The 26,515-nt window shown below is 44.6% G+C and carries 18 protein-coding genes, 1 tRNA gene, 1 rRNA gene and 1 pseudogene; 6 read left to right on the plus strand and 15 right to left on the minus strand.

The features are described from left to right. Window position 1: 1 nt before the first annotated feature. The 8 genes from KHS38_RS19820 to KHS38_RS19855 all read right to left on the minus strand — a co-directional run bounded on the left by KHS38_RS19820 (window position 2) and on the right by KHS38_RS19855 (window position 13,051). On the minus strand, window positions 2-1,834 hold the full coding sequence (locus KHS38_RS19820) for a sodium:solute symporter family protein (protein ID WP_213490300.1): 1,833 nt from the start codon (window positions 1,832-1,834) through the stop codon (window positions 2-4). A gap of 162 nt (window positions 1,835-1,996) precedes the next feature. Further along, window positions 1,997-2,872 carry an AraC family transcriptional regulator gene (locus tag KHS38_RS19825; RefSeq protein ID WP_213490301.1) on the minus strand — a complete coding sequence of 292 codons (876 nt, stop codon included), beginning with the start codon at window positions 2,870-2,872 and terminating at the stop codon, window positions 1,997-1,999. A 105-nt stretch (window positions 2,873-2,977) separates the two neighbouring features. After that, on the minus strand, window positions 2,978-4,243 hold the full coding sequence (locus KHS38_RS19830; RefSeq protein ID WP_213490302.1) for an IPT/TIG domain-containing protein: 1,266 nt from the start codon (window positions 4,241-4,243) through the stop codon (window positions 2,978-2,980). A gap of 24 nt (window positions 4,244-4,267) precedes the next feature. Beyond that, on the minus strand, window positions 4,268-5,887 hold the full coding sequence (locus tag KHS38_RS19835; protein ID WP_213490303.1) for a RagB/SusD family nutrient uptake outer membrane protein: 1,620 nt from the start codon (window positions 5,885-5,887) through the stop codon (window positions 4,268-4,270). 18 nt (window positions 5,888-5,905) lie between these two features. Next, a complete protein-coding gene (locus tag KHS38_RS19840) occupies window positions 5,906-9,100 on the minus strand; it encodes a SusC/RagA family TonB-linked outer membrane protein (RefSeq protein ID WP_213490304.1) in 3,195 nt (1,064 codons plus the stop codon). A 459-nt stretch (window positions 9,101-9,559) separates the two neighbouring features. Further along, window positions 9,560-10,300, minus strand: a complete 741-nt coding sequence (locus tag KHS38_RS19845; RefSeq protein WP_213490305.1) for a tyrosine-protein phosphatase — start codon at window positions 10,298-10,300, stop codon at window positions 9,560-9,562. Between the two features lie 135 nt (window positions 10,301-10,435). After that, window positions 10,436-12,616 carry a glycoside hydrolase family 3 C-terminal domain-containing protein gene (locus KHS38_RS19850; RefSeq protein ID WP_213490306.1) on the minus strand — a complete coding sequence of 727 codons (2,181 nt, stop codon included), beginning with the start codon at window positions 12,614-12,616 and terminating at the stop codon, window positions 10,436-10,438. A gap of 327 nt (window positions 12,617-12,943) precedes the next feature. Beyond that, window positions 12,944-13,051 (minus strand) — tRNA-Asp (locus KHS38_RS19855). Between the two features lie 307 nt (window positions 13,052-13,358). Between KHS38_RS19855 and KHS38_RS19860 the strand changes: the two genes are divergently transcribed. From KHS38_RS19860 to KHS38_RS19880, 5 genes are all read left to right on the plus strand, one after another. Next, on the plus strand, window positions 13,359-15,770 hold the full coding sequence (locus KHS38_RS19860; protein WP_213490307.1) for a glycoside hydrolase family 3 N-terminal domain-containing protein: 2,412 nt from the start codon (window positions 13,359-13,361) through the stop codon (window positions 15,768-15,770). A 57-nt stretch (window positions 15,771-15,827) separates the two neighbouring features. Then, window positions 15,828-16,289, plus strand: a complete 462-nt coding sequence (locus KHS38_RS19865) for a nuclear transport factor 2 family protein (protein WP_249665491.1) — start codon at window positions 15,828-15,830, stop codon at window positions 16,287-16,289. A 23-nt stretch (window positions 16,290-16,312) separates the two neighbouring features. Continuing rightward, window positions 16,313-17,086, plus strand: coding sequence for an SDR family NAD(P)-dependent oxidoreductase (locus KHS38_RS19870; RefSeq protein WP_213490308.1), 774 nt, complete (start codon window positions 16,313-16,315; stop codon window positions 17,084-17,086). 127 nt (window positions 17,087-17,213) lie between these two features. After that, entirely contained in the window at window positions 17,214-18,044 is an 831-nt protein-coding gene (gene kduI, locus KHS38_RS19875) for a 5-dehydro-4-deoxy-D-glucuronate isomerase (protein ID WP_213490309.1), read from the plus strand. 19 nt (window positions 18,045-18,063) lie between these two features. Further along, entirely contained in the window at window positions 18,064-18,918 is an 855-nt protein-coding gene (locus tag KHS38_RS19880) for a fumarylacetoacetate hydrolase family protein (RefSeq protein ID WP_213490310.1), read from the plus strand. Between the two features lie 63 nt (window positions 18,919-18,981). Here KHS38_RS19880 and araA read toward each other — a convergent pair whose 3' ends face one another. Genes araA through KHS38_RS19895 form a run of 3 tightly spaced genes read right to left on the minus strand, consistent with a single transcriptional unit; the run spans window position 18,982 to window position 22,979 of the window. Further along, window positions 18,982-20,481: an L-arabinose isomerase gene (gene araA / locus KHS38_RS19885; RefSeq protein ID WP_213490311.1), complete on the minus strand. Its 1,500-nt coding sequence runs from the start codon at window positions 20,479-20,481 to the stop codon at window positions 18,982-18,984. Window positions 20,482-20,539: 58 nt separating this feature from the next. Beyond that, window positions 20,540-21,241, minus strand: a complete 702-nt coding sequence (locus KHS38_RS19890) for an L-ribulose-5-phosphate 4-epimerase (RefSeq protein ID WP_213490312.1) — start codon at window positions 21,239-21,241, stop codon at window positions 20,540-20,542. Between the two features lie 43 nt (window positions 21,242-21,284). Beyond that, window positions 21,285-22,979 carry a ribulokinase gene (locus KHS38_RS19895; protein WP_213490313.1) on the minus strand — a complete coding sequence of 565 codons (1,695 nt, stop codon included), beginning with the start codon at window positions 22,977-22,979 and terminating at the stop codon, window positions 21,285-21,287. 207 nt (window positions 22,980-23,186) lie between these two features. On the opposite strand from KHS38_RS19895, the gene KHS38_RS19900 reads away from it, so the two are divergent. Then, window positions 23,187-24,737 (plus strand): alpha-N-arabinofuranosidase, encoded by a 1,551-nt coding sequence (locus tag KHS38_RS19900; RefSeq protein WP_213490314.1) that lies wholly within the window; start codon window positions 23,187-23,189, stop codon window positions 24,735-24,737. Window positions 24,738-24,787: 50 nt separating this feature from the next. Here KHS38_RS19900 and KHS38_RS22410 read toward each other — a convergent pair whose 3' ends face one another. From KHS38_RS22410 to rrf, 4 genes and pseudogenes are all read right to left on the minus strand, one after another. Beyond that, entirely contained in the window at window positions 24,788-25,396 is a 609-nt protein-coding gene (locus tag KHS38_RS22410) for a family 43 glycosylhydrolase (protein ID WP_349627945.1), read from the minus strand. A gap of 108 nt (window positions 25,397-25,504) precedes the next feature. Continuing rightward, window positions 25,505-25,750 (minus strand): annotated as a pseudogene (locus tag KHS38_RS22415) (family 43 glycosylhydrolase); the annotation flags it as partial. A gap of 27 nt (window positions 25,751-25,777) precedes the next feature. After that, entirely contained in the window at window positions 25,778-26,248 is a 471-nt protein-coding gene (locus KHS38_RS19910) for a hypothetical protein (RefSeq protein ID WP_213490316.1), read from the minus strand. 166 nt (window positions 26,249-26,414) lie between these two features. Further along, window positions 26,415-26,515: ribosomal RNA gene (gene rrf / locus KHS38_RS19915) — 5S ribosomal RNA — on the minus strand; the annotation flags it as partial.

Raw genomic sequence — 26,515 nt, forward strand, 5'->3', positions numbered from 1 at the left:
ATTAATAATCTTTTAATTTATCCCACCAGGTTCTTTTTAAAATAAGCACAATAACCAGCAGTAGGGCTACTGTTATGAGCAAAGGCAGTTGTTGCATCAATATCAGGTACATAGGCAGTATGGTAAGGCATAATTGCGCTATTACCCCCAGCACTACGTTGAACATATTAAGCTTGAAATTTTTATTGGGTATAAAATCCGGATTATCGGCTATTACCTGCGCTTTAACAGGATCCCAAAAACCCCAGGGTCTGACGTTACTATAAAAGGCTTTAAGTACAACCATATCGGTTGCCGGGGTAGCGTAAGCTCCGATAACCGATCCGGCTAACGAGACACCGAACAGTACCGGGAAGTAATACAGCAACTTGTCATCAGCCACCAGTTTTGATAATACCATAGCCGTAACAATGCCCGATAACATGCCCCAGAAAAAACCATTGGCATTAAAGCGCCACCAATGCCACTTAAGCACATTTGATGCAATGTAGCCACCATACAAGGCCGATACAATCCAGTTAAGTATCTGGCTTACATCGCGCACAAAAAACCCCAGTATTACACCAACAGTTACCACCGCTATGCCTACGATATAATTCATGTAGATGATTTTGCGGGTATTGGCTTTGGGGTTTATATATTTTAAATAAATATCATTCACGATGTAGGCCTGTGCCGCATTTAAGGTGCCACTGAAAGTACCCATAAAAGCACCCAGCAAACCGGTAAGCAGCAATCCAACCAGGCCAACCGGTAAAAAGTTATTGATTACCACCGGCAAAATGCGTTCAAAATCGATATCTCCGCCAGCACTTTTGAGATTCATTTGCTTGAAGTACATCAGCCCTAATACAGTTAATCCTATTACCAGCGCATAACGGATTGGTAACAGGATGATAGATACAAATCCACTCATTTTGCTGGCCTCTTCGGGCGAACGGGTGGAAAGTATTTTTTGCATATCATAATTAGGTGCCGGGCCCGCCAGGGCTGCAAAGAAGCCCTTAAAGGTCATCATCATAAAAAAGATGGCGAATAACGAATAACCATCGCTTTTAATTTTACGGTTTACCTCAGGGATGATGCGCGACCAGTCTAAATCAAGCCGGGAACTAAAGAAGGGGTTGTACCAGTTTTCGGGCACGTGTATACTGCCCGATTTAAGTTTTATAACCGTAATAACAGCTACCCATATGCAAGCCACCGTCATGACGATGTACTTGATCACATCGCCCAGTACGATGCTGTGCATCCCTCCTAAAATGGAGTAAAACATAGCAAAAAGCGTAAATATAATGCCATATATATGAGGCACATATTGTGGGGCCACATTAAAAGGAACATAAGATTTTACCATATCCCAGGGCACAAAAATTTCAATAAACTTACCTAAGCCAATAAAGCCGTAGGCTAAGAATGCCAGGCAGCTTAATAGTGCAAACACAATAACTACCTTGTGTGAATTGCCTACACCGGGTCCGGTTCTGCCAAAGCGGGTCTCGAGCCACTCAGCGCCAGTTGTGGCATTAGAGCGGCGTAGCCAGCGCGATAAATACATCATCAGGAAAACCTGGTTAAATACAGGCCATAACCAGGGTATCCAAATGCTTTTCATACCGTAAGTAAAGCACAGGCTTACCATCCACATGGTGCCGCTAATGTCAAACATATCTGATGCATCGCTTAATCCAAGCATATACCAGGGCAGGGTTTTGCCGCCCAGCATATAGCTCTCCTTATTTTGCCGCGCTTTGTTTTTGTACCAAAACCCAATAAATACGGTTGTAAGCAGATAAAGAATAATTATAGCAGCATCAATAAATGATAATTTCATGTTTTAGGTGCATAAGCTATCAACCAATCCGAAGGCAACAATTAAGAATGGATAAAACTGATTCAGAAGGTGAAATAACTGGCTTTTCAAAGATATTTCTGAACAGGAAGAATGGATAATACTATTTTAACGAAAGAGTATGTATTTATGCAAATACAAGCCTTATATAAATACCCGGTTGCCAACATACGTTTCGCGAAACTCTTTTGGAATGCACAACTTTTTGCGTTTAAATAACCGGTTAAAATTGGAAATATTATTGAAGCCGCATTTGTAAGCTATCTCGGCAACAGTGTACGTGGTATCAATCAACATGCGGGACGCATGACCAAGCCGTATTTCGTTCAAGCTATCAATAAAGGTTTTATTGGTACGCTTTTTAATGAAACGACTAAAGGAGGCTTCGGGCATGTTAGCTATCTTAGCTACCTCGGCCAGGGTTATAGGCTTACTGTAACTCGCATTCATATACTCAAATACCTTCTCGATACGGCGGCTATTATAAACAGGCTTTTCGTTACCGAAAGACGGCTCCGAAAGCGTTTTCATATTGCGGGAGATTGACAAATCATGCAGGATAGACATCAGTTCCAAAACAGAATCAAATCCTGTTTTTTGACTTAGCGACATGATCCGGTCCTTCAATGCCGTAATGGTTTCGGGTGAAAAAGACACACCTCGCTGCGAACGATCCAGCATGCTTTTTAAAAAACTCAGCTGATTTCGGCTAAGCATCTTATCATCAAACAGGTCTTTGTGAAATTGGATGGTGATTTCTGTAATTGCCTCACTGCTGCATTGATGCGTCATCCAGGCATGGTACACATTAGGTCCTACTAATATCAGTTCCAAATCATCAATCACCTCCATATGGCTGCCCACAATACGCTTGGCGCCTGCTGCATTCAAGATCAGATTCAGCTCAAACTCATCATGGTAATGGAGCGGAAAGTCAAATTTCTGTTTTACTCTCGAAAAAATTGTAAAGCAATCGCCAGGCGTTAGCGGCGTAATTTCGTGCATTACATTGGTTATCATAAAATAGTTTAATTGGTAAAGCAATATAATACTTTTTTAACCCGAATACTTTGGCAGCAACAAAAAAAGCCAGGCAATACAGCCTGGCTTAGGGTTAAGAACATGTTATTTTACAAACATAACATCATCTATATACATAGCTTCATTCACGTCGCCATCACTTCCTTTCAGGAATAACCCAAGGCTATGTGTGGTGGTACTATTTTCCCAAACATTAAGCAACCTTGGGTTAGTTGTAGAACGGTCTGATGATAGCGGTATTTTAACGTAAGTCCATACATTTTTAGGAACATCGATTATCTGCGCAGCATACGCATTTTCTGGCGTGGTTTGCGCCCAGCCGCCTTTTATCTGCTCGCCCACAATTACCAGTTTATGAGCAGCAACGCCACCTTTAATCCAAAACGTGAGGTATTTATAATCTGATGAATAGTTAAAACCAGCATCATTCTTCAGGCCCTCTATCTGCCAGCCACCCGCAGGGTAATTTAACCTGAAAGAGGCTGTTCCTCTTTTTGCGGCCTCTGTAGTTGTGCCCGATGGATGTGACCAGGAGTTATCGCTCCAGCCATTTACATAATCTTCGGCAAACAAAAGATAGTTATTGCTTAATGAAACAAACTCTGTACTGGAACCGGTATTTAAAGTTTTACCTCCCGACGTATAAGCAAACGACAATGTGGTGCGGGTAGCAGTGGTAGCTGGCATACGTATTACCAGTTGGGTATCTGCCTTACTTAGAATTGTTGCAGCAGCACCTCCTTTAGTTAAGGTAACGGCAGTTACATCAGCAAAGCCCCTGCCTTTTAGGGTAATTTGCGAACCTTCCGCAAAGTTGAAGTCAGAAACTGCCGAAACTGTTGGCGGCGGCGGCAAAGTTGTGAAGCTATAAGTTGCTGAGCCATTTAAAGTAACAACCTGTAAAGTATTAGGCTGCGGCTGCACAACAGGAACATTAGCAGGAATATTAAAAATAACAGCGTTATCAGAACTTAACGCCCTGTTAAAAATCACGTTTACATTATTGAGCAATATCTGGGTTGTACTTCCCAGATTTGAGCCCTGTATAACGTAATAGCTGCCCAATTTACCGGTAACCGTGGCCGAATCAAGCGGCGTTAGCACCGGATTGTAATTAGGAATTACGGTGTCTTTTACCGTACCGTTACTGCTATAGGTAGTATAGGTTTCAGTTCGGGATGAATCAACGGTTGAGCGGCTTAATGTACGCACGCCGGTAATAGTAGGTGCACCTTTACCTGCTTTAAGCTGCCCGTTCTCATCGGTATCACTTTTTTTGCACGATGCAAAACTGAGCACCAACCCGAAAGCCAGTACCAAGTGACACTTAATTATATTAATCTTTTTCATACAATGTCTTTTTTAAATAGCTTATTACTTAAACACATAAGGAACAGGTGGCTGCAATAAAGCCGGATTAGCTGTAGTTTCTCTTACCGGGATAGGGAACACAAAATTTGCATCGGTTGCAGTAACCTTTTTGCTATAAATTTCATAATCCTGATAGTACGGTTCTGATCCTCCGCTCGAATCGCCACGCTCCTGGTTATTGATAATTGCTATGGCTCTTGGGTGTTTGGTTACATTATAACCGTCAATACGACCTAAATCAAACCAGTAATCCTGCTCAAGCGCAAATTCCAACCGGCGCTCTCTAAGCAAGTCCCTGTAGGTAAAGCTGGTTACTTCGGGCACATTTACCCGTTTCCTAACCATGTTAAAATATTTCAACGCGGTGGCATCTGATGTGCTGGCGGTGAAAGGAATACCTTGTCCGGCATTTACCCCTGCCTGCTGGCCCAATATGGCTTCGGCCTCTATCAACAGTACATCCGCATAACGCATAATGTACGTATTAAGCGCGGTTGCCTGCGCTGCACTCTTGCCGCCATTGTCGGCAGGTGAGCCAACAACGTATTTTTTAGGCGCGGCATGTGTGCCGGCACCACTACCATTGAACGGAAATTTATAACCGCCGCCAGCCTGATTAATTTCAGAATAATAACTGCCGCCTACCATATAGGTAGCATGCCTGCGGGTACTATCGCCACCTTCTTCTTTAAATGCATTTTGTAAGTCAAATGATGGACCTAATACACCATAACCGTCGCCGGTTTGGGTAATTGCACTACTGAAAGCCCATGATGCCTGAATAGAGTTACCATAATCATACCCGCCGTTATGAATCCATTGCATGGCCAGTATCGATTCTTTATTGTTGTTGTTTGCTGTCTTGAACAGGTCATTAATATTGGGCAGCAGTGAAAACTCACCGCTGTTAATTACCTTCTCTGCCTGTTTACGTGCATTGGCGTAATCCTGCATATACAGGTAAACCTTGGCCAGCAATGCAGATGCCGAGCCGCTTGATCCATGGCCCGTAGCCGTTACACCTGCTGAGCAATTGGCTTCAGCAAACTGCAAATCGCGCACAATAAATTTGTAAACATCACTTACCGGATTGCTCGGAACAGCTTGCGAATTATTCACATAATCCAGCGGATTTTCTATTAATGGCACGTTACCAAATGTGCGTACTAAGTAAAAGTAAGCTGTTGCCCGCATCAGGCGTGCCTCGCCCAAAGCATTATTTACCACGGCTGTAGGCACCGAGGCAGGTACAGATGTGGGCAGATTGTTTAATATACCATTTGCCTGCGCAATAACGGTAAAAGGTGAATCCCATGCCGCCAAAATCAAAGGATTGGTATTGGAGACATTCAGGTTCATGAAGGCAATCACGTCCGACGAATAAGTGCGGCCGTTACCTCCGGCCAGTTCCGTGATTGACCAGCCCGCTTTGTTGTTCCAGCCAAACCATGGAGAACCGTACAGGCCGTTGGTGCTGTTACGCACCTGCTCGGCGGTCTGGTAATAGTTACCCACTGTAACGCCCGATTCTGGCGGGCGATTAAAAAAGTCTTTTTTGCAACCTGTAGCTGTTATACTCAAAACAGCAGCTGCACCATATATGTATTTCAGATAATTTTTCATGTTGTGAGATCTGCTTGATTAAAACGATGCGTTAACTCCAAATGTGAAAATGCGAGGGTTAGGATATCGTCCTAAATCGATGTTTGACAAGGTTGGGTTTTGGTTGAGTGAGCCCACTTCCGGATCCAGACCTTTATACTTGGTTATCACAAACAAATTTTGCCCGCTTACATAAACTTTCAGGGTTCTTAAAGCTGCGTATTTGGCCCACCGTGAAGGCAAGGTATAACCTACCCGGGCATTTTGTAAACGCAGGAAAGAAGCACTTTCCAAAAACCGATCAGACATTACCAGGTTAGGGTTATCAATGCCAGCCCTTGGCGCAGGAATGTTTGAACTAGAATTAGCAGGCGTCCAGAAGTTTGCCGCATCTGCAGTTTGGTTCAGGTATAAGCTGCCTAAACCTTCAGTTTGATAACGCAATACGTTTAATATTTTGCCGCCGTATGAACCGTAGAAGAACAGCGACAGGTCAAAATCTTTGTAGTTGAAGGTATTGGTAAAGCCGTAGGTAAGCGTTGGGTTAGGGCTGCCTAACGGAGTACGGTCATTTACATCTACCTTACCGTCACCATTCACATCCACATATTGCAAATCACCCAGCCAAATGGAGTTGGCAACATTAGGATCATTAGTAACAATTTGAGGGGAGCTGCCAGTTACGTTTTGCGGATGTGCCGCCAGGTAACGTAATTGATCTTCGGTTTTAACCACACCTTGCACTTTATAGCCGTAAAACTCACCCACCGGGTATCCAACAGTGGTTCTTGTTGGCGAAAAGCTAACATAGCTGCTGGTAATTGATGTGTTAATTTCCGGAGCACCATTTAGGGAGGTTACCTTGTTGTTATAGTGGCTTAAAGTTAGGTTTGTAGACCACTTAAAGTTTTTGCTAACAATGTTGCGACTGTTGATAGCCAGATCGAAACCGGCATTCCGAATTTCGCCGGCATTGATGTATGGCGGCTGTATACCTGCCGGGTTATCATCATATTCATTAGGACCACCTAACAGGAAATAAGGCAGCGGCTGTTGAAACAGAAACTTGCTCGAGGTTTTTACATAATAATCAAACGCACCATCAATGCGGTTAAACAAGGTAAAATCAACACCTATGTTTTTTTGCAGCGCATGCTGCCAGGTAAGATTAGGATTAGCTACGTTGTTAAGAATAAAACCGGTACCGAATGCCGTTGCCACAGCTCTTAATGAGGCTCCGTATACATATTGCGGAACATTTGAATTACCTACAGCACCGTAACCTGCCCTGATTTTAATATTATCCACAACAGATTTGGTTGATGCCATAAAAGACTCATCAGACAATCTCCATGACACGGCCACACCAGGGAAATAACCGGTTTGATGACCTTCGGCAAAGTTTGAGGTTTTATCGCTACGGATGTTTGCCGTGATGCTGTATTTGTTATTAAAAGTATAAATTAAACGTGCCAGGTAAGACTCCATGGTGGTGGTGCCTTTCTGTTCTGCAATATTTGAACCTACTGTGTTAGCCAGGGCAATACTTTGGATACTGTTACCAGCAATAAAGTTAGAACCAGAAAGCGGAACGTTGTTATAGGTTGACATCCAAACATCACGACCTATTAACCCGTTTACGCTGTGCTTTCCAAAGGTGTGGGTATAATTTAACGTTTCTTTCCAGCTCCAGTAGGTAGAGTTGCTGATCAGGCGATTTAAAGTAGCCAGATTGTTGGTAATAGGATTGGTACTGCCAGGTGCCCCATATGAATAGGTAGGGTTAAACACCTGCGCATCATTCCAGTTAAAATCAGCACTCACTTCAGATCTTAAATTAAAATCTTTAAGAAATCTGATTTCGGCATATAAGTTACCGTTTACGTTATTACGGGTAGTTTTATTGGAAACGCTCAATGCCTGCTGAACAGGGTTAACACCGCCTAAGCGCTGGCCGTTTATATCTTCCTGCGGGCCGGCGAAAGAGCCATCCGCGTTATATACCGCCTGATCCGGAGAGGCCAGTAATGCGTAGTAAACTACACCTGTGTTATTACCAATAACAGCATTGGTATTGCTTCGGCTGGCTCCAAAGGTAGTACCCATTTTTAACCAAGGCTTAGCTTGTGAGTTTACATTAGCCCGGATACTGTAACGATCAAAATCACTGCCGATGATGGTACCGGTCTGCTTAAAATAGCCGCCTGATACGTAAAAATCAGTTATGTTGGTTGCACCCGAAATGGAAACATTATGGCTTTGCTCAAAAGCACTGCGAAATATCGCTTTTTGCCAGTCGGTACCCGGACCTAACACACTTGGATCTGCAAACTCAGCACGCGGCTGTATGCGAAAAGATGGGGCCAGGCGGTTTTGCAGCGTAGCATACTGCTGCAGGTTCATCATGTCAATAAATCTGCCCTGCTTTTGTATACCTACAAAACCATCATAAGTAACTACTGGGGCACCGTTTTTACCACGTTTGGTGGTAATGATTATAACACCGTTTGCACCACGGCTACCATATATAGCTGTTGCCGATGCATCTTTTAAAATGTCTATCGACTCGATATCATCAGGGTTGATGGTTGCCAACGCACTAACACCAGTTTCATCCTGACCACCGCCCGGGCGACCCAGTTGAGCGGTTGGAGCAGATCCCTGCCGTTCAACACCATCTATTACGTAAAGCGGCTCACTGCTACCAAATGCGGTTACCCCACGTACCCGCACGGATGTGTTACTACCCGGTGCGCCTGAGTTTTGAACCACGGTTACACCTGCAGCTTTACCTTGCAACATCTGATCAACGCTTGGCTGTGGCAGGTCAGCAATCTGAGCAGCCGTTACTGATGTGATTGCACCATTCACGTCTCCCCTTTTTTGGGTACCATAACCAATAACCACCACATCATTTAAGGCCTTGGCTGCACCCTGGCCCAAGGTTACATCCAGTACTGTTTTGGCTCCAACAGCAACTTCTTTACTTTCTAAACCGATAAAAGCAAAAACCAATATGCTGTTTGCACCTGGCACTGTAATTCTGTACTTACCGTTAATATCGGTAACAGCAGTGGTTTTGGTGTTTTTTAGGGTAACAGTTACCCCAGGCAGGGTAACACCTTTGTCATCTGATACTGTTCCTGTAATAACAGTTCCTGCAGTTTGTGCCCAGGATTGGACACAGCATAGCAAGGATACAAACAGCAGAGCTATTCGTAAAATTTTTCCCATAAAATTTTGTTTATAATTGATTAATCAAATGTAAACTGGCAGGGTAGGCTTTATATAATATTCTTTTAACATTATATAATCTTAAATTATCGTTTAATGAGTGGTAAAACGGTTAACCAAACAGAAATAGCTTTTATTTTAACAGATAGATCTTTTCATCTGAAGTAAGATTTAAAATAGGATATTTATAAGAATACACCCTGATTAAGCTAAAATTAGCTTTTTAAAAATTCCATCGATTAAGGGAGTTAAGTTTTCATCTTCAACAACACGTTAAAAAACGTTAGCCATTATTAATGCATTTACTTCATATTTCACCCAATAAGGTTATACTTTTTTGCCTGTTAGGCCCTGTTTATGGAAGTATAATTTTTAACTTATACTATAATACCAACCCAGCAAATACCTTTTTACTTCAATACGGGGCAAGAATAAACATGCTAAGCTGTTTTAAAGCGGCTATAAAAGGGAGGCGTTGATCAACTTATTGCTATCTAGCAATTGTTTCAATACAGGTTCGGTTAAAGCTTTTTGCAAAGCCTCTGCATGCCTTGTATGATGCATATCACTGGATATAAAATCGATAACCCCGGCGGCTACTAACTTTTCAGCACTATCTTTTACGCCCTTACCATAGTAGCCGGTTAGTGATATCGTATTTAGCTGCATTAAACAGCCTCTTTCTTTCAAATCTGCTACTTCGGGCAGGGTTAAGTAACCGTACCTTTCGGGATGTGCCAGTACAGGCGTTATACCGTTACTTACCATTTGCCAGATGGTATTAATTACATTAAGAGGTTTATTGGCAAATGAGAATTCGAACAAAGCGTACTTATTTTGAATAAGAATAAGCCGTTCTTTCTTAACCAGTTCTAAAAAGTACTCATCATAATAATGTTCTGCAGCCGCTTCTATTTCAATGGGTAAGTTAATGGAAGCCAGATGCTGTTGTAGTTTATCAAGTGCAGCATGAATAGTAGCAGGTGTGTTCTTATAATAATCAGCCATGATGTGTGGCGTGGCAATTATTTTTTGTATGCCAGTTTGCATAAGCGCTTGTATCAACTGCACCGACTCATCCAGTGTTTGGGCACCATCATCAATACCCGGCAGCACATGTGAGTGCAGATCTACAGCTATTGAAGCTAAGCTGATAGGTTGCTCGGAGTGCCTTTTGCGTTTACTGAATAAGCCAAACATATTTTATGATGCCGATATTTAAGGTAGCTGATAAACCCGGATGTAAATGTACAATATTAATGGCCGGTTTGTTCTTAAAAACAAAACCGCATGGAGGTGGTCCATGCGGTTAAATCAATAAATTACAACGCCTCTTTATTTCGTAATTGTAATTGTGCCTACCTGCCGTATATCGCGTGATGATGCTCCTGCAAGCAATTTGTATTGGCCCGGCTCAACCGTCCAGCCTTTGGCTTTCACGTTATAGTAAGCTAAATCTTTTGCACTTAAGCTGAGGGTAACAGTAGTGGTTTTGCCGGGTTCAACCATTACTTTTTTAAAGGCTTTTAGTTCCTTTTCGGCACGTTGCACTACCGAATTCCCCTTACTCACATACAACTGAACAGTTTCTTTACCTGCCACGCCACCCGAATTACGAATAGTCAATGCTACATTAATCCGGTCTGCAGAATGGTAAACTTTCTTATCTGCCTTTAAGCCCGAGTATTCAAATGTGGTGTAAGACAAGCCATAGCCGAACGGATATAGCGGTTCTATCTTCTTGGTATCGAACCAGCGGTAACCTACCAGTATCCCCTCTTTATAAGGCGTGGTCAGGTTCTTGCCCGGATAAGTATCCAGTGCAAAGGCAGGCGAGTCCTTTAGCTTAGCAGGAAACGTAAACGGCATTTTACCGGATGGGTTTATTTTGCCAGTCAGCACATCAGCCAAAGCATTACCACCTTCCGAGCCATTAAACCACGACCATACGATGGTGTGATTCTTTTTTTTGATCTTGGTTAAATCATAAGGGGCACCCGCAGTTACTATGACGATGGTATTCGGATTTGCTTCGGTAACAGCATCAACCAAAGCCTGCTCGCCAAATGGCAGGCTTAAATCTTTACGGTCATGCGCCTCGCTCTCAAACTCGCGGTTAGAGCCAATAAACAGCATGGCTACATCGGTAGTTTTAGCCAGCGCAACGGCCTGATCAATCAGTGACTGATCCGGTTTATCATAACCGGCATTTTGCTCGGGTGTATTATTAGCCAAATAATTGGCCCGGTAACCTTGTGCAAAACGGATATCTATATTTTTACCTAACTTGTTTTGCAGCCCTTGCAAAGCCGTTATTTCATATCTGGCTTTTACGCCTGCGCCAAAACCACCCAAGGCAAAAGTGCGGGTAGCATTATCACCAATTACAGCTATACTTTTTATACTGTTGGTACGCAAAGGCAATAAGAATTTTTCATTCTTCAGCAACACAATGGCTTCTGATGCAATAGTATAGGCATCGTGGTTATGTTCGGGCGTACTCATTTTACCAGCCGGATGGTTGGCGCTTAACGAGGTATGATACATTACCCATAAAATACGCTTTACCTTATCATCAATAGTTGCAACCGGTACTTTACCGGCTTTTACCGCTGCCAAAAGCGGTTTTGCAAAATACCACTGATCGTACGGACCACTGCTGCCCATTTCAATATCCAATCCGTTATTGGCCGGTTCAACCGTATGGTGTACGCCGCCCCAATCGGATATAACGGCACCTTTAAAGCCCCACTCTTTTTTCAGAATTTTATTGAGCAGGTATGCATTCTCCGAACACCAGTAACCGTTCACCTTATTATAGGCCGACATCAAGGTATAAGCATTGCCTTGCTGTATAGCCGCTTTAAAGGCAGGCAGGTAAATTTCGCGCAGGGTGCGCTCATCCACTACTGCGTTTACCGTATTACGGTCTTCTTCCTGGTTGTTTACGGCATAATGTTTTACGCAGGCGGCTACATGCTGGCTTTGTATACCTTTTACGGCCTGTACTGCCAATTGCGCATTTAAAAAAGGATCTTCAGAGTAATACTCATAAGTACGTCCGTTTGTTGGTACACGGCAAATATTAAAGGCAGGCGCCAGCATTACAATCTTTTTACGAAAGTTGGCTTCCTCGCCAATTACAATGCCATACTGGTGCGCAAGTGCCGGGTTCCAGGTAGCAGCCATGGCCGATCCGTTGGGTAAAAAGGTGGCTGAGTCGGTTGTCCAGCCGGCCGATTTCCAGTCGAACCGCAGCACCTCATCACGCACGCCCAGCGGACCATCATCGCAGGTAAGCTCTGGTATTCCCAAACGCTTTACCCCGGCTGATGAAAAGAGTGCATTGCCATGCAGCATTTCAATCTTTTCGGCCAGTGTCATTTTCTTAACAATCTGGTTAATCTTTTGGTTGATGGTAGCTTCGCTAACCTTCGTTTGCGCCCGGCTTTTATTTAAGGGCAATAGTGCAACTGCACATAAAACAGCATACTTGTGTAAATTTCTCTTCATCATATTTTACAGGCCCCGATTAATCAGCGGGACATTATTTAGGTATGTTGAGCAACCCCATTCCTTACAGATGGCCTTGCCAAACGTTATTGATTTGATGTGCTAAGTTACTAAGCTAAAAAATTAAAAAGGTATTTATATGTTTCTGAATGGTGATTTAAATGTTAACCAGAAAGCTATTAATTATAATAGGCTATTGCTAAAGCTACTGAGCATAAGCTATGCTGCACTACTTCTTTTATAAAAGCTGAATACTATAAAAAAAGTAAAGCTTCCTGATGGGCAGGAAGCTTTTACTAACCAATTATAAACCTAAATTATGAGAAGAGGCTGTAGGAGAAGGAGTCGAACCTTCAAGGAGTGGTTAGCCCTTACGGGTTTCCCATGCTCTCCGCCACCGGGACAAGGAGGTGTGTCTGCCAATTTCACCATCCTACAGTGTGTTATTTGATACAAATATAGTAACTGAAATTAAAAAATGAAATATTTTTATATTTTTTTTCATTTTCTTATCAAGTTGGCAATAGTTGGCTGAACTTCTTGAATTATTGAGAACCATAAATCTGAATTGCATCCGCTACTAAAAAAACGTTATCGTAAATATATCGGCCTGAAAGCCGTCTGTTATAACCGGTTCAGCCCCCAATAAAATTATATTTACGGCATAACCAATGGTAAAATAGCATAACAGGTATAATACCTTAATGCATGCATAGAACATCTAACATTGCTAACCTGCTTTAATGTGAAAAACAAATGCTTACCCCTTTTGCTGCTTAGCGCATTTTGCGCACAGGCTGCACTTTCACAAAATAAAAACATATACCATAAGGGCTGGACTGATTTTAATAAAAACGGCCGTAAAGATATTTTTGAAGACCAAACCCAGCCCATTGAAAAGCGGGTAACCGACCTGCTGTCGCAAATGACGCTGGAAGAAAAGACCTGCCAAACGGCTACCCTGTATGGCTACAAGCGGGTATTAAAAGATGAAATGCCCGTACCCCGCTGGAAACATGAAATTTGGAAAGACGGCATTGCTAATATTGATGAGGAACTAAACAACCTTACCTCGCATACGGATGATGCTCCAACACAATACAGCTTCCCTTTTAGCAAACATGCAGCCGCCATTAACACCATACAAAAGTGGTTTGTGGAAGAAACCCGGCTCGGTATACCGGTTGATTTTACCAACGAGGGTATTCATGGTCTTAATCATGATCGTGCAACACCACTACCTGCACCTATCGGCATTGGCAGTACCTGGAATAAGCAATTGGTTTACCAGGCCGGCAGCATTGTTGGGCGCGAGGCCAAGGCTTTAGGTTACATTAATGTTTATGCCCCTATATTAGATCCGGCCCGCGACCAGCGCTGGGGCCGCGTAGTGGAATGCTATGGCGAAGATCCTTTTTTAATTGCTACATTGGGTACGCAGATGACCAAAGGCATACAAGAACAAGGCGTAGCCTCTACTTTAAAGCACTATGCCGTTTACAGCATACCCAAAGGCGGACGAGACGGCAACGCCCGCACCGACCCCCACGTGGCACCCCGCGAAATGTACCAGATTTACCTGTACCCTTTCCAGAAAGTAATACATGATGCCCAGCCTATGGGCGTGATGAGCAGCTACAACGACTGGGATGGCGATCCGGTAACTGGCAGCTACTTCTTCCTCACCCATCTGCTTCGGCAAAAGTTTGGGTTTACCGGTTATGTGGTGTCTGATAGTGAAGCGGTGGAGTTTCTGTACTCTAAACATCATACAGCAGCTGATATGAAAGGAGCCGTAAAGCAAGCCATCGAAGCAGGGTTGAATGTTCGCACTAACTTCACGATGCCACAAACGTACATCCTGCCCCTGCGTGAGCTGGTAAAAGAAGGCCGCGTGAGTATGAAAACGCTGGACGACCGCGTGGCCGATGTGCTGCGGGTAAAGTTCAGGCTGGGATTATTCGATCAGCCTTATGCTAAAAACCCTAAGGATGCGGATAAAACGGTGCATACTCCGGCCGATGAAAAATTTGCGATGCAGATCAACCGCGAATCGATGGTATTGCTCAAAAATGAGAACAACCTCCTGCCCCTGCAAAAAAGTAGCCTGAAACATATTTTGGTTACCGGTCCGCTGGCGGCAGCTAAAAGTTATGCTATCAGCAGGTACGGACCATCGCACAACCCCGTAACTTCAGTTTTAGAAGGCATTAAACAGTATGTGGGTTCGGGTGCGCAGGTAGATTATGCCAAAGGCTGCAATGTAATAGACGCCACCTGGCCCGAAAGCGAAATTATCCCTACACCGTTAACCGCGCCAGAACAAGCCGGGATTGACAGTGCCGTAGCCAAAGCCCGCGAGGCAGATGTAGTGATTGCCGTAGTGGGTGAAGATGAACAACGTGTGGGCGAAAGCTTATCGCGCACCGGCCTTAATTTGCCAGGTAGGCAGTTGCAACTGTTGCAGGCCCTGCACGCCACAGGCAAACCCATAGTTATGGTGATGATCAATGGGCAACCGTTAACCATTAACTGGGAAAACAAGAACATTCCGGCTATATTGGAGGCATGGTTTCCGGGTGCACAATCGGGCAAAGTGATTGCTGAGACCTTATTTGGCGATAATAATCCCGGGGGTAAGCTGAGCATTACCTTCCCAAAAACCACCGGGCAGATTGAGCTGAACTTTCCGTTCAAACCGGCATCGCAGGCCAGTCAGCCCACCAGCGGCCCTAATGGTTATGGCAAAACCAGCGTTAATGGTGCCTTGTACCCCTTTGGGTATGGCCTCAGTTATACCACTTTTGCCTATAGCAATTTAGTGGTTAATCAACCTGCTCTTAACAGCCAAAGCGATATCACTGTGCGTGTTGATGTAACTAACACCGGCAAAGTAAAAGGCGATGAAGTTGTGCAGTTGTACCTAAAAGATTTGGTAAGCAGCGTTACTACTTATGAATCTGTACTACGCGGCTTTGAGCGCATTACCCTGCAACCGGGCGAAACCAAAACTGTAAAGTTTGTTTTGCATCCTGACGATTTGGCAATACTGGATAAGAACATGAACTGGACAGTAGAACCGGGTAAATTCCGGGTAATGATAGGCAGTTCATCGGAAGATATTAAACTGAAGCAGGAATTTGAAATTAAAGATTAAGCGTTAAATTTACACTTTATAGCAGCAGCTGCAACCATTAAAAGCTATTGTTTACCAATGAAAAACATCCTATTAAAAACCTTTGTGTGCTTAATGTTCCTTATGGGCGTAAGCCGGTTGTCGGCAGTAGCACAAGCTACTCCGCCCACAGAAGCTGCGGCTGTAGCCAAAGTAGTTGAGTCGTTCAGACTTGCACTCATCTCGGCAGACAGCACCCAGCTCAGCAATCTGGTGTCAGATCGTTTAAGCTACGGACACTCCAGCGGCATAGTGCAAAATAAAGCAACATTTATACATGCCCTAACCAGCGGCTCGTCTGATTTTGTGGGTATCGAAACCACCGAGCAAAGCATTCAGGTTACCGGCACCACAGCTATTGTGCGCCACAACTTATCGGCCACTACCAATGATGGCGGCAAGCCTGGCTCGGTTAAATTAGGCATTTTGCTGGTGTGGCAAAAAAGCAAAGCAGGCTGGCAGTTGCTGGCCCGCCAGGCATTTAAACTTCCTGTTAATTAAATAATCATCATATAGCTATACAAATGAGTGATCTGAAAAACCTGTTCGACCTGTCGGGCAAAGTAGCCCTGGTTACGGGCGGTAATAAAGGCATTGGCAAAGGCATGGCGCTGGGTTTGGCCGAGGCTGGTGCTGATGTTATTGTAGTATCCGGCTCGGTGGCCTTACAGGGCAGCGAAGTAGAGCAGGAAGTGAAAGCCCTGGGCCGCAACTTCAAAGCTTACCAAGCCAATCTATCTGACCGCGATGGCTTATACGCCTTTATTCAGCAGCTTCTAATGGAAAATCCACGTATAGATATTTTGGTTAACAATGCCGGCACCATTATGCGCAAGCCTGCTGCCGAACACCCCGATGAGTATTGGGATAATGTTTTATCCCTCAACCTGGATGCACCTTTTATACTGGCCCGCGAGCTGGGTAAGCACATGATCGAAAAAGGTTCCGGTAAAATTGTTTTCACCTGCTCGTTATTAAGCTTTCAGGGCGGTATCAATGTACCTGGCTACGCAGCCAGCAAAGGCGCTTTGGCCAGCTTAGTAAAAGCTTTAGCTAATGAGTGGGCTTCAAAAGGCGTAAATGTAAACGGTATTGCACCGGGTTACATTGCTACCGATAACACTGAGGCCATCCGCAACGATGAAACCCGCAGCAAAAGCATTCTTGACCGTATACCGCAAGGCCGCTGGGGCGAACCGGAAGATTTTAAAGGCCCGGCGGTATTCCTGGCCTCAAAAGCCGGCGACTATGTGAACGGCCACTTACTTACCGTAGATGGCGGCTGGATGGGTAGATAGCTTTGAGAACCAAGAGACAAAAAATAAGAATTAAGAACGATGAGCCGGTTTTGTAGGTAGAGAATAGTTTACTAAAAACAGACATCTTACACTCCATAACTGACAACGCAAAATACAATCATTAACTATGGAAATCAGATTTGAGCATAGCCAAAAAGAGGTAAGCCGCATGACTACCGAAGAGTTGAGAGAAGCTTTTTTGGTAGAAAGCCTGATGCAGGACGACAAGCTTACTACTGTTTATTCGCATTACGACCGCCTGATTATTGGTGGTGTAAAACCGGTAAACAGCACCGTTACCTTAGATAACCATCCCGAATTAATGGCCGAATACTTTTTAGAGAGACGTGAATTAGGTATTATTAACGTAGGTGGCAACGGCGTGGTCGTAGCTGATGGCCAAACTTACGAGATGGATAAATTAAGCTGCCTGTACTTAGGGAAAGGCACTAAGGATGTAACTTTTAAAAGCACTGATGCCAATGCACCTGCCGTGTATTACCTCCTGTCATCGCCATCACACAAAGAATATCCTAATCGTTTGATGATGAAAGAAGAGGCATCGCCGGTACAATTGGGTGATACTTTAACTTCAAACAAGCGTACCATTTACAAATACATTCACCTGGACGGTATCCGCAGCAGCCAGTTAGTAATGGGCTTAACCGTACTGGAGCCCGGCAGCGTATGGAACTCTGTACCGCCGCATACCCATACGCGCCGCACCGAAGTATATTTTTACTTTGACCTGCCCGAAACACAACGTTTGTTCCACTTTATGGGCGAGCCAACGCAAACCCGCAGTATTGTGATGCAAAATCATGATGCGGTAGTATCACCACCATGGTCGGTGCATTTTGGCTGCGGCACCAGCAACTATACCTTTATTTGGGGTATGGCCGGCGAAAACCAAGTATACAGCGACATGGATCCGTTGGCCGCAACTGATTTGAAGTAAAACTCATTACAACCGCTTTATGAAATTATTGAGATACGGAGCACCCGGACAAGAACGTACGGGCGTACAGATAAACGGGGTAAATTACGATACCTCTGGCTACGGCAGCGACTATAATGAGGCTTTTTTTGAAAGAGGCGGGCTGGAAACGCTGGCTGCTTATGTAGAAGCACATAAAGATGAGCTGGAAGAAATTCCGGCCAGCGAGCGTATTGCATCACCCATTGCAAGGCCATCCAAAATTGTATGCATCGGCCTGAATTATGCCGACCATGCCAAGGAAACTAATGCGCCCATACCGCCCGAACCGGTTATCTTCATGAAAAGCACTACCTCGCTTACCGGCCCCTTTGATGATGTGATTATCCCCAAAAACTCCGAGAAAACCGATTGGGAAGTGGAGCTGGCCGTGGTGATAAGCAAGAAAGCATCATACGTGGATGAAGCCGATGCCAGCGATTATATAGCCGGTTACGTGCTGCACAACGATGTATCGGAAAGAGCTTTTCAACTGGAGCGTAACGGTACCTGGGATAAAGGTAAAGGCTGCGACACCTTTGCACTTTTAGGCCCTTACCTGGTAACGCCGGAAGAGGTTAAGGATGTTGACAACCTGCGCCTATGGCTAACCGTAAACGGCCAAACCATGCAGGATGGCACAACTGCAAACCTGATCTTTAAAATTCCGTTCCTGATATCATATGTAAGCCAGTTTATGACGCTGTTACCTGGTGATGTGATTTCGACCGGCACACCGGCTGGTGTAGGCTTAGGCTTTAAGCCGCCCGTTTACCTAAAACCGGGAGATGTGATGGAATTGGGCATTGACGGGCTTGGCACACAAAAACAAACCGTTAAAGCTTATGGGCAGTAAGCTTATCCTTATACTAAAAAGGCCATTGCAAATTGCAATGGCCTTTTTAGTATAAGTTATTTTTTATTTGATCAGCTTGTAATACGCATCATTCCAGGCAATTTCTTTCTGGAACTCACGCAGCTTGGTTTCTTTACCAATCAGTAAATACTCGATACCGGCCATTTCGGCAAAAGCATGCAGATGCTCATCGGTTAAGTTTTGACTGTAGCAGGTATGGTGTGCCCCACCGGCTTGTATCCAGGCGGCACAACCGGTTTTCATATCCGGGTACGGTTTCCACAGTACGCGGGCTACCGGCAGTTTAGGCAAATCGTGTTGCGGCTCTACCCCTTCCACTTCGTTTACAATCATCCGGAAACGGTTACCCATATCCACAATCGAAGCATTCAGGGCGGCACCACCAGCTACGTTAAATACCAGCCTCACCGGATCGGCCTTACCGCCGATACCCAACGGATGCACCTCTACCTTTGGTTTTCCGCTGGCAATGGCTGGGTCGACCTCCAGCATGTGTGAACCTAACACCAGGGAGTTGTCACCATCAAAGTGATAAGTATAATCTTCCATAAAGGCATTACCGCCCGGCAAGCCGGCACCCATCACTTTCATGGCCCGCACCAAGGCGGCGGTTTTCCAGTCGCCCTCGCCGGCAAAGCCATAGCCTTCAGCCATCAGGCGTTGCGCGCCAATGCCCGGTAATTGCACCATGCCGTGTAAATCTTCAAAAGTATCACTAAAGCCTTTAAAGCCGCCTTGTTTCAGGAAAGTACGTAAACCTACCTCTATTTTAGCCGCCTCGATAAGCGACTGGTGCTGCTCGCCGCCTTTATGTAATGACGGAGCCACATCATACAAATCCATGTACTCGGCAATCTGCTGATCAATCAGTGCATAATCCAACGAGTTGATTACACTTACCAAATCGCCGATCCCATATGTATTTACCGAGAAACCAAACTGTAGTTCAGCCTCTACCTTATCGCCTTCGGTTACGGCAACAAAGCGCATATTGTCGCCAAAGCGGGCAAATTTGGCGCCTTGCCAATCATGCCAGCCGGCAGCAGCACGGGCCCAAACGCTAATCTGGCGTTCTACCTCGGCTTCCTGCCAGTGGCCTACCACTACCTTGCGACGCAAACGCATACGCGACATCATGAAACCAAACTCGCGGTCGCCGTGGGCGCTTTGGTTCAGGTTCATAAAGTCCATATCAATGCTCGACCATGGAATTTCGCTATTGAATTGCGTATGCAAGTGCAGCACCGGTTTCTTTAAGATAGATAACCCGCGGATCCACATTTTAGCCGGCGAGAAAGTATGCATCCAGGTGATGATACCAATACAGTTTTCGGCCACGTTGGCTTGCTGTATCAGGTTATAAATTTCATCAGTAGATTTTACGGTAGGTTTAAAAACTACCGATACCGGAATTTCGCTGGCAGCATTTAAACCTGCAGAAATTTGCTGCGAGTGCTCGGCTACCTGGCGCAATGTATCTTCGCCATATAAATCCTGGCTACCGGTTACAAACCATACTTCAAAGCTTTTTAAGTTTATCATTATTTTAAGTTACTGGTTATTGAGTTTATTAGGTTATTAAGATTTACACCTTGCGCGGTTAACTTTGCCCGTAATAAGAATCGGGCCCGTGTTTGCGCAGGTAGTGTTTCTGAATAAGCGCGTCCTTTAATTTTGGTGCCTGCGGATTGATTTGTTCGGTAAGTAATGCCATCTGAGCAATAGCCTCTAAAACGGCGCTGTTATGCACTGCCTTAGCAGCCGTTTTTCCCCAGCTGAACGGGGCATGATTACCAACCAGCACCATCTCTGTTTCTTTATAATCCAATCCTTTATCGCGGAAGCAATCCATAATCTGGAAACCTGTTTGATATTCATAATCGCCCTGGATGTACGCATCGCTCATGGGCGGGGCACAAGGGATATCTACTGTAGTATAATCGGCATGCGTGGTACCAAAAATGGGAATATCACGCTGTGATTGCGCCCAGGCGGTACCGTAGGTAGAATGCGTATGGCACACGCCACCAATGCCCTGCCAGTGCTTGTATAACACAGCATGCGTTAAGGTATCGGATGATGGGCGCAGGCTGCCCTCAACAGTTTTGCCGTCAAAATCCACAATCACCATTTTACCGGGTGTAAGGTCATCGTAAGCTACGCCACTTGGCTTAATGGCAAAAACGCCCAAATCATGGTCGGCAGCGCTAACGTTACCGAACGTGAAAATTACCAGCCCTAATTTGGGCAGCTGCATATTAGCCTCATAAGCAGCCTGCTGTATATGCTCGTATTTACTCATGCTATTTTGCTGAATGGGGTTAGATGATTTATTTGCCTGTTAATTAGCTGGCATCCGTTTTACCAACTGTTTGCCGTGCTACAAAGCCACCTAAATCCTGATACTTTTGGTACCTTTTATCGTAAAAAGTACTGTTACCCGTGTTTGGTGTATATTCTTTATCAAACTCGCCGCCCATGGCAGCCATAGCATCCTCTACTTTACTGTAAATTCCGGCAACTGTTGCAGCAAACATAGCGGCACCCAGTGCACAGGTGTGTTCAAACGGATGTATACGGATAGGCATTTGCAGTACATCGGCCATCATTTGCATAATGTAGGGTGATTTTTTAGCCACACCACCAATACCAATCAATCCTTTAACCGGTACGCCTTCACTTCTGAAACGCTCTACAATGCTGCGGGCACCAAAGCAGGTAGCTTCGGCCAGCGCACGGAATACCCTTGGCGCATCCGAACCTAAACCTAAGCCGGTAATGGCTCCTTTGAGCAACTGGTCGGCATCGGGCGTACGACGACCGTTAAACCAATCAACCGCCAGTTCGGCATCTTCATCCAATGGCAGGGCCATGGCCGCACTGCTCAGCTCCGGTATAATTTTGCCCAGCATTTCTTCCTTCAATGCTTCGGCTGTTTGGGTATCAATTACCGAAGAGTTTCTGAGTAGTTGTTCCAACGGCCAGGCAATTAAGCCTTTAAACCAGGCATAAGTATCGCCGAAGGCTGACTGACCAGCTTCCAAACCAGCCATCCCAGGAATAACCGAGCCATCTACTTGTCCGCAGATACCCTTAACCAGTTTGCCTTCCATATCGCGGTTTGGCGCCACTAAAATATCACAGGTTGAAGTACCCATCACCTTACTCAAATGATATGGCTCAATCTGCCCACCAACAGCACCCATATGGGCATCAAAAGCACCTACGCCTACTACTACATCGGTAGACAGGCCTAACTTACCTGCCCACTCCGGGCTTAAGTTTCCGGCAGCTACATCAGAGGTGTAGGTATCTTTATATAAACGTTCAGTAAAACCAGCCAGCAACGGATCTAAGGAAGAAAAGAATTGATCAGGCGGTAAGCCACCAAACTCCTCGGCCCATAAAGCTTTATGACCTGCAGCACAACGGCTACGTTTCATATCCTGCACCTGGGTACCGCCGGTTAGTAAGAACGGAACCCAATCGCAATGCTCCACCCATGAATAGGTAGCCGTACGAACGGCCTCATCTATACGCAATATATGCAGCAGCTTGGCCCAAAACCATTCAGATGAATAGATTCCACCTACGTATTGCAGATAATTCACATCAAACTGTGCGGCATGCTGGTTAATTTGACCGGCTTCCTGAACGGCGGTATGATCTTTCCAGAGCACAAACATTGCATTAGGGTTTTCAGCAAACTCAGGCAACAAAGCCAAAGGCAAACCAGCTTCATTTACTGCTACCGGTGTAGAACCGGTGGTATCAACAGACAGGCCTTTAATATTGCCTGCTACATCGGCTCCAACTTTATTTAGGCAAGCTTTAACTGTTTGCTCCAAACCTTCCATATAATCGAGCGGGTGCTGCCTGAACTGGTTTTGGGCCGCATTACAGTAAAGCTGCTTTTGCCACCGCGGATAATAAAAAACAGATGAAGCCAGTTCTTGCCCGCTGGCCGTGTCTACAATTACAGAACGTACTGAATCTGATCCGTAATCAACCCCTATTACATAACTGCTGTTTTGTGTCATGGTTTCTGATTATTAATCGTTAACTACACATTTAATGTGTTTTATTAGGTTACTATTGGTATTGAAAATTATACTATCATTAAGCACCATCTTACTAATTTACAGTATAGCAAGTGAGCTTAAATGCTTTTTAAATAAAGAACGGCTTCTTTATTATTAAGTGTGCAATTTACATTTATATTTGAATTATCACTAACTATTTCAATTATGAGAAGAACCAAACTAACCTTCCTGCTGCCTTTGCTAATAACCGGCTTAGGGCTAAAAAGCTTTGGCCAAAGCACGGCCAGCATCACTATTACCAATGATTCTAAAGACACCATTAGCCGCCATATTTATGGCCAGTTTGCCGAGCACCTGGGACGTGGCATATACGGCGGCTTTTGGGTAGATCCGAGCTTGCCGGTTAAAAAGCAGGACCGTATCCGGCTGGATGTGGTTGCCGCTTTAAAGAAAATCAAAATCCCCACCCTGCGCTGGCCTGGCGGTTGCTTTGCCGATGAGTATCACTGGCGAGATGGTATTGGCGACCGCTCTCAACGCCCTAAAATGATTAATACCAATTGGGGCGGCGTTGTAGAGGATAATAGCTTCGGCACCCATGAGTTTTTGGAGCTTTGCAAGCTATTAGAATGTGAGCCTTACGTATCGGGCAATGTGGGGAGCGGTACGGTACAGGAAATGTCGAACTGGGTAGAATACCTGAATTTTGACGGTCAAAGTCCGCTTACTGCACTACGTACCAAAAACGGCCATCCTAAACCCTTCAACGTGCGTTTTTGGGGAGTTGGTAACGAAAGCTGGGGCTGCGGCGGCAGTATGACGGCTGAGCATTACTCGGACGAATACAGACGTTACGCCACTTTTGCTAAAGATTACAACAATGCCCGGTTAAAGAAGATAGCCTGCGGGCCAAGTGATCAGGATTATAACTGGACAGAAACCTGCATGAAAAATATCGGTAACAGAATGTGGGGACTATCACTGCATTATTATACCATACCTACCGGTAACTGGGGAAACAAAGGTGCTGCTACTGGCTTTGGAGAGAAAGAGTACTTCAACACCATGAAAAACACCCTGTTTATGGAAGAATTGGTAACCAAGCACTCTGCCATTATGGACAAGTATGACCCCAATAAAAAGGTAGCACTGGTGGTGGATGAGTGGGGTATTTGGACCAATGTAGAACCGGGTACTAATCCAGGCTTTTTATTTCAACAAAACAGTTTACGCGATGCGCTCATTGCCGGCACCAATCTGAACATTTTTAATAATCATTGTGATCGGGTTAAAATGGCGGCGCTTGCTCAATGCATAAATGTGCTGCAGGCCTTAATCATTACTGATAAAGAAAAAATGCTGCTTACACCTACCTATTATGTATTTGATATGTACAAGGTACACCAGAATGCGCAATATTTACCTATTAAGCTTAACACACCGGATTACGAGTTTGAGGGCAAAAAGCTGCCGGCTGTAAATGTATCGGCATCAAAAGATGCTGCCGGCAAAATTCATATTACCCTGGTGAACCTCGATGCAAAGAAGGATATACAAGTAAACACCGAATTAAAAGGTATGAATTGGAAAAATGTAACCGGCCAGATATTGACATCGGCCAATGTAGCAGATATCAATACATTTGAAAAGCCGAACACGCTTATAATAAAAGGATTTAATGGCGCACATAACAATGAAGGCAAGCTGGCCCTAAAGGTTCCGGCAAAATCAATAGTAGCCTTAGAGCTGTATTAAGTTAATATTTAAGAGGGCTGGATATATAAATTCATATACAGCCCTTTTAATTACTCCTCCCAAGTAACCTTATCACCGTCAAAATTTAATTTAATGGATAATAAGGCCCGGAACTGCTTATAACCTGCCCGGCCTGGAAAGTAGGCATGTAAAAACATGACCGGCTTACCAGCAGTCGTTATAGTTACCGAAGGATGACCAGGAGCAGCCCACCTGTCGGTAGATTGAAGAAAGGGCTTATCCAATTTATGATATGGCCCTAAAAGAGCATCTGCCACGGCTACGCCTATGCCATATTGAGTTGTAGAAAAGTCGTTACCAGCATAAAACAGATAATACTTGTCGTTTTGCTTCGAAACCCACATGCCCTCAACTAAATGGGCTTCCCACTTTAAATCATTCTCTAAAACTTTGGTGCGTTCGCCTATAAGTGTTCGGCCATCAGGTGACAGCTGCTGTGCAAATATCGGCGTTTTCATGTAGCGCATTACCGACTTTACCTCTTTCATTATTGAGTTGGATGATTGCTCCGCTATCTGTTGTAACAGATTGTAAACTACTTCGGTGAACCGACTTGTAACCGCTTCGATAAAAACCTGTGCCATTAGAAAGCGTTGCATCGGTTCCAGCGTTTGCAGCCATGGCCATAAGGTTACCATGAAAGAAGCTGTTCGCCGATCCAAGTCGTCCGGAAAGAGAGATGTAATTAAGTGAGGAGCTTTATGTAATAAAGCTAAAAGAGCACCGGGCCAAACGTCGTTGTTATCTTCTTTCCAAAACAAATAACTGGTATCAACATCTTGCACATAAATATGCGGATCGATCACGTTACCTTTTAAGATAGGGGAACCATCGGAGGTAAAAGGGCCTACTGGCTTGAGGGAACGAGCCATCCCAATACAAAGCTCCCGACTAATTTTGTCACGAGCTACAAAGTAAACCCGATACTCTTTACCTACTTCATGCATCTCAGGCGCCCAGTAGTCACTTACATTTTCACCCTCGGCAGCCCATGACGGCTTTTGCCCTTGCGGAAAAACCTAGCCTGAGAATGTCCATTGCTTCAAATCTTCCGACCTTAAGATTGGAAAAGCGTTTGGCGCATCGTTTGATGTTGATAGCAAATAATATAAGTCGCTACCTTTGTACTGTGTCCGTATTATAGCGGGGTCGCCATATCCATACAGCATCCCGCTATCCAAATTATCTAACAGAACTTCATGATACGGAATACTTTGACTGGAAGAAATTGTTGCCTGCGAATTGTGAGGTATTCGCAAATGAAAATCACGCCCTATTTTACTAAATGCATTTATACAGGAAGAGTGGTCAGAAATATTGACTTGATAGATGTTTGAGTGAGATTCAACAGCAGCACCAACATTCAGAGATACCTTTATATTATAAACGTTAACCTCTAGTCTATATATAGAAATTTTAAGTTCATCTGTGATTCCGTCAGAAGAGACGAACACCTTGCAACCAACCTCATAACTATCTACTCTTTCCATACAGTAGTAGTACAAAGCATAGACCAAACTTAATAATGTTTCCGGGCGATAAGTGAACACAAGGGATGCTTGCGAAAATTCGCAAGAGCATATCCCCGCTCCCGCAACCTTACTTCAAGCAAAAAGCCCCTGATGCATAATTGCAAGAGGGGCTTGGATTTGTAGGGTTTGGCGCCGACCTACTCTCCCACGTGTTACCGCAGTACCATCGGCTCTGGCGGGCTTAACTTCTCTGTTCGGAATGGGAAGAGGTGGACACCGCCGATA

This window comes from Mucilaginibacter sp. Bleaf8, from assembly GCF_018390515.1.
Taxonomy (GTDB): domain Bacteria; phylum Bacteroidota; class Bacteroidia; order Sphingobacteriales; family Sphingobacteriaceae; genus Mucilaginibacter.

Bases quoted from the DNA above. Each gene is read 5' to 3' on its own strand.
- KHS38_RS19840 (WP_213490304.1), bottom strand. From the start codon at position 9,100: ATGGGAAAAATTTTACGAATAGCTCTGCTGTTTGTATCCTTGCTATGC.
- KHS38_RS19865 (WP_249665491.1), top strand. From the start codon at position 15,828: ATGAAAAACATCCTATTAAAAACCTTTGTGTGCTTAATGTTCCTTATG.
- KHS38_RS19910 (WP_213490316.1), bottom strand. From the start codon at position 26,248: ATGGAAAGAGTAGATAGTTATGAGGTTGGTTGCAAGGTGTTCGTCTCT.
- kduI (WP_213490309.1), top strand. From the start codon at position 17,214: ATGGAAATCAGATTTGAGCATAGCCAAAAAGAGGTAAGCCGCATGACT.
- KHS38_RS19895 (WP_213490313.1), bottom strand. From the start codon at position 22,979: ATGACACAAAACAGCAGTTATGTAATAGGGGTTGATTACGGATCAGAT.
- KHS38_RS19850 (WP_213490306.1), bottom strand. From the start codon at position 12,616: ATGATGAAGAGAAATTTACACAAGTATGCTGTTTTATGTGCAGTTGCA.
- KHS38_RS22410 (WP_349627945.1), bottom strand. From the start codon at position 25,396: ATGGTAACCTTATGGCCATGGCTGCAAACGCTGGAACCGATGCAACGC.
- KHS38_RS19890 (WP_213490312.1), bottom strand. From the start codon at position 21,241: ATGAGTAAATACGAGCATATACAGCAGGCTGCTTATGAGGCTAATATG.
- KHS38_RS19830 (WP_213490302.1), bottom strand. From the start codon at position 4,243: ATGAAAAAGATTAATATAATTAAGTGTCACTTGGTACTGGCTTTCGGG.
- KHS38_RS19870 (WP_213490308.1), top strand. From the start codon at position 16,313: ATGAGTGATCTGAAAAACCTGTTCGACCTGTCGGGCAAAGTAGCCCTG.
- KHS38_RS19880 (WP_213490310.1), top strand. From the start codon at position 18,064: ATGAAATTATTGAGATACGGAGCACCCGGACAAGAACGTACGGGCGTA.
- KHS38_RS19825 (WP_213490301.1), bottom strand. From the start codon at position 2,872: ATGATAACCAATGTAATGCACGAAATTACGCCGCTAACGCCTGGCGAT.
- KHS38_RS19845 (WP_213490305.1), bottom strand. From the start codon at position 10,300: ATGTTTGGCTTATTCAGTAAACGCAAAAGGCACTCCGAGCAACCTATC.
- KHS38_RS19820 (WP_213490300.1), bottom strand. From the start codon at position 1,834: ATGAAATTATCATTTATTGATGCTGCTATAATTATTCTTTATCTGCTT.
- KHS38_RS19900 (WP_213490314.1), top strand. From the start codon at position 23,187: ATGAGAAGAACCAAACTAACCTTCCTGCTGCCTTTGCTAATAACCGGC.
- KHS38_RS19835 (WP_213490303.1), bottom strand. From the start codon at position 5,887: ATGAAAAATTATCTGAAATACATATATGGTGCAGCTGCTGTTTTGAGT.
- araA (WP_213490311.1), bottom strand. From the start codon at position 20,481: ATGATAAACTTAAAAAGCTTTGAAGTATGGTTTGTAACCGGTAGCCAG.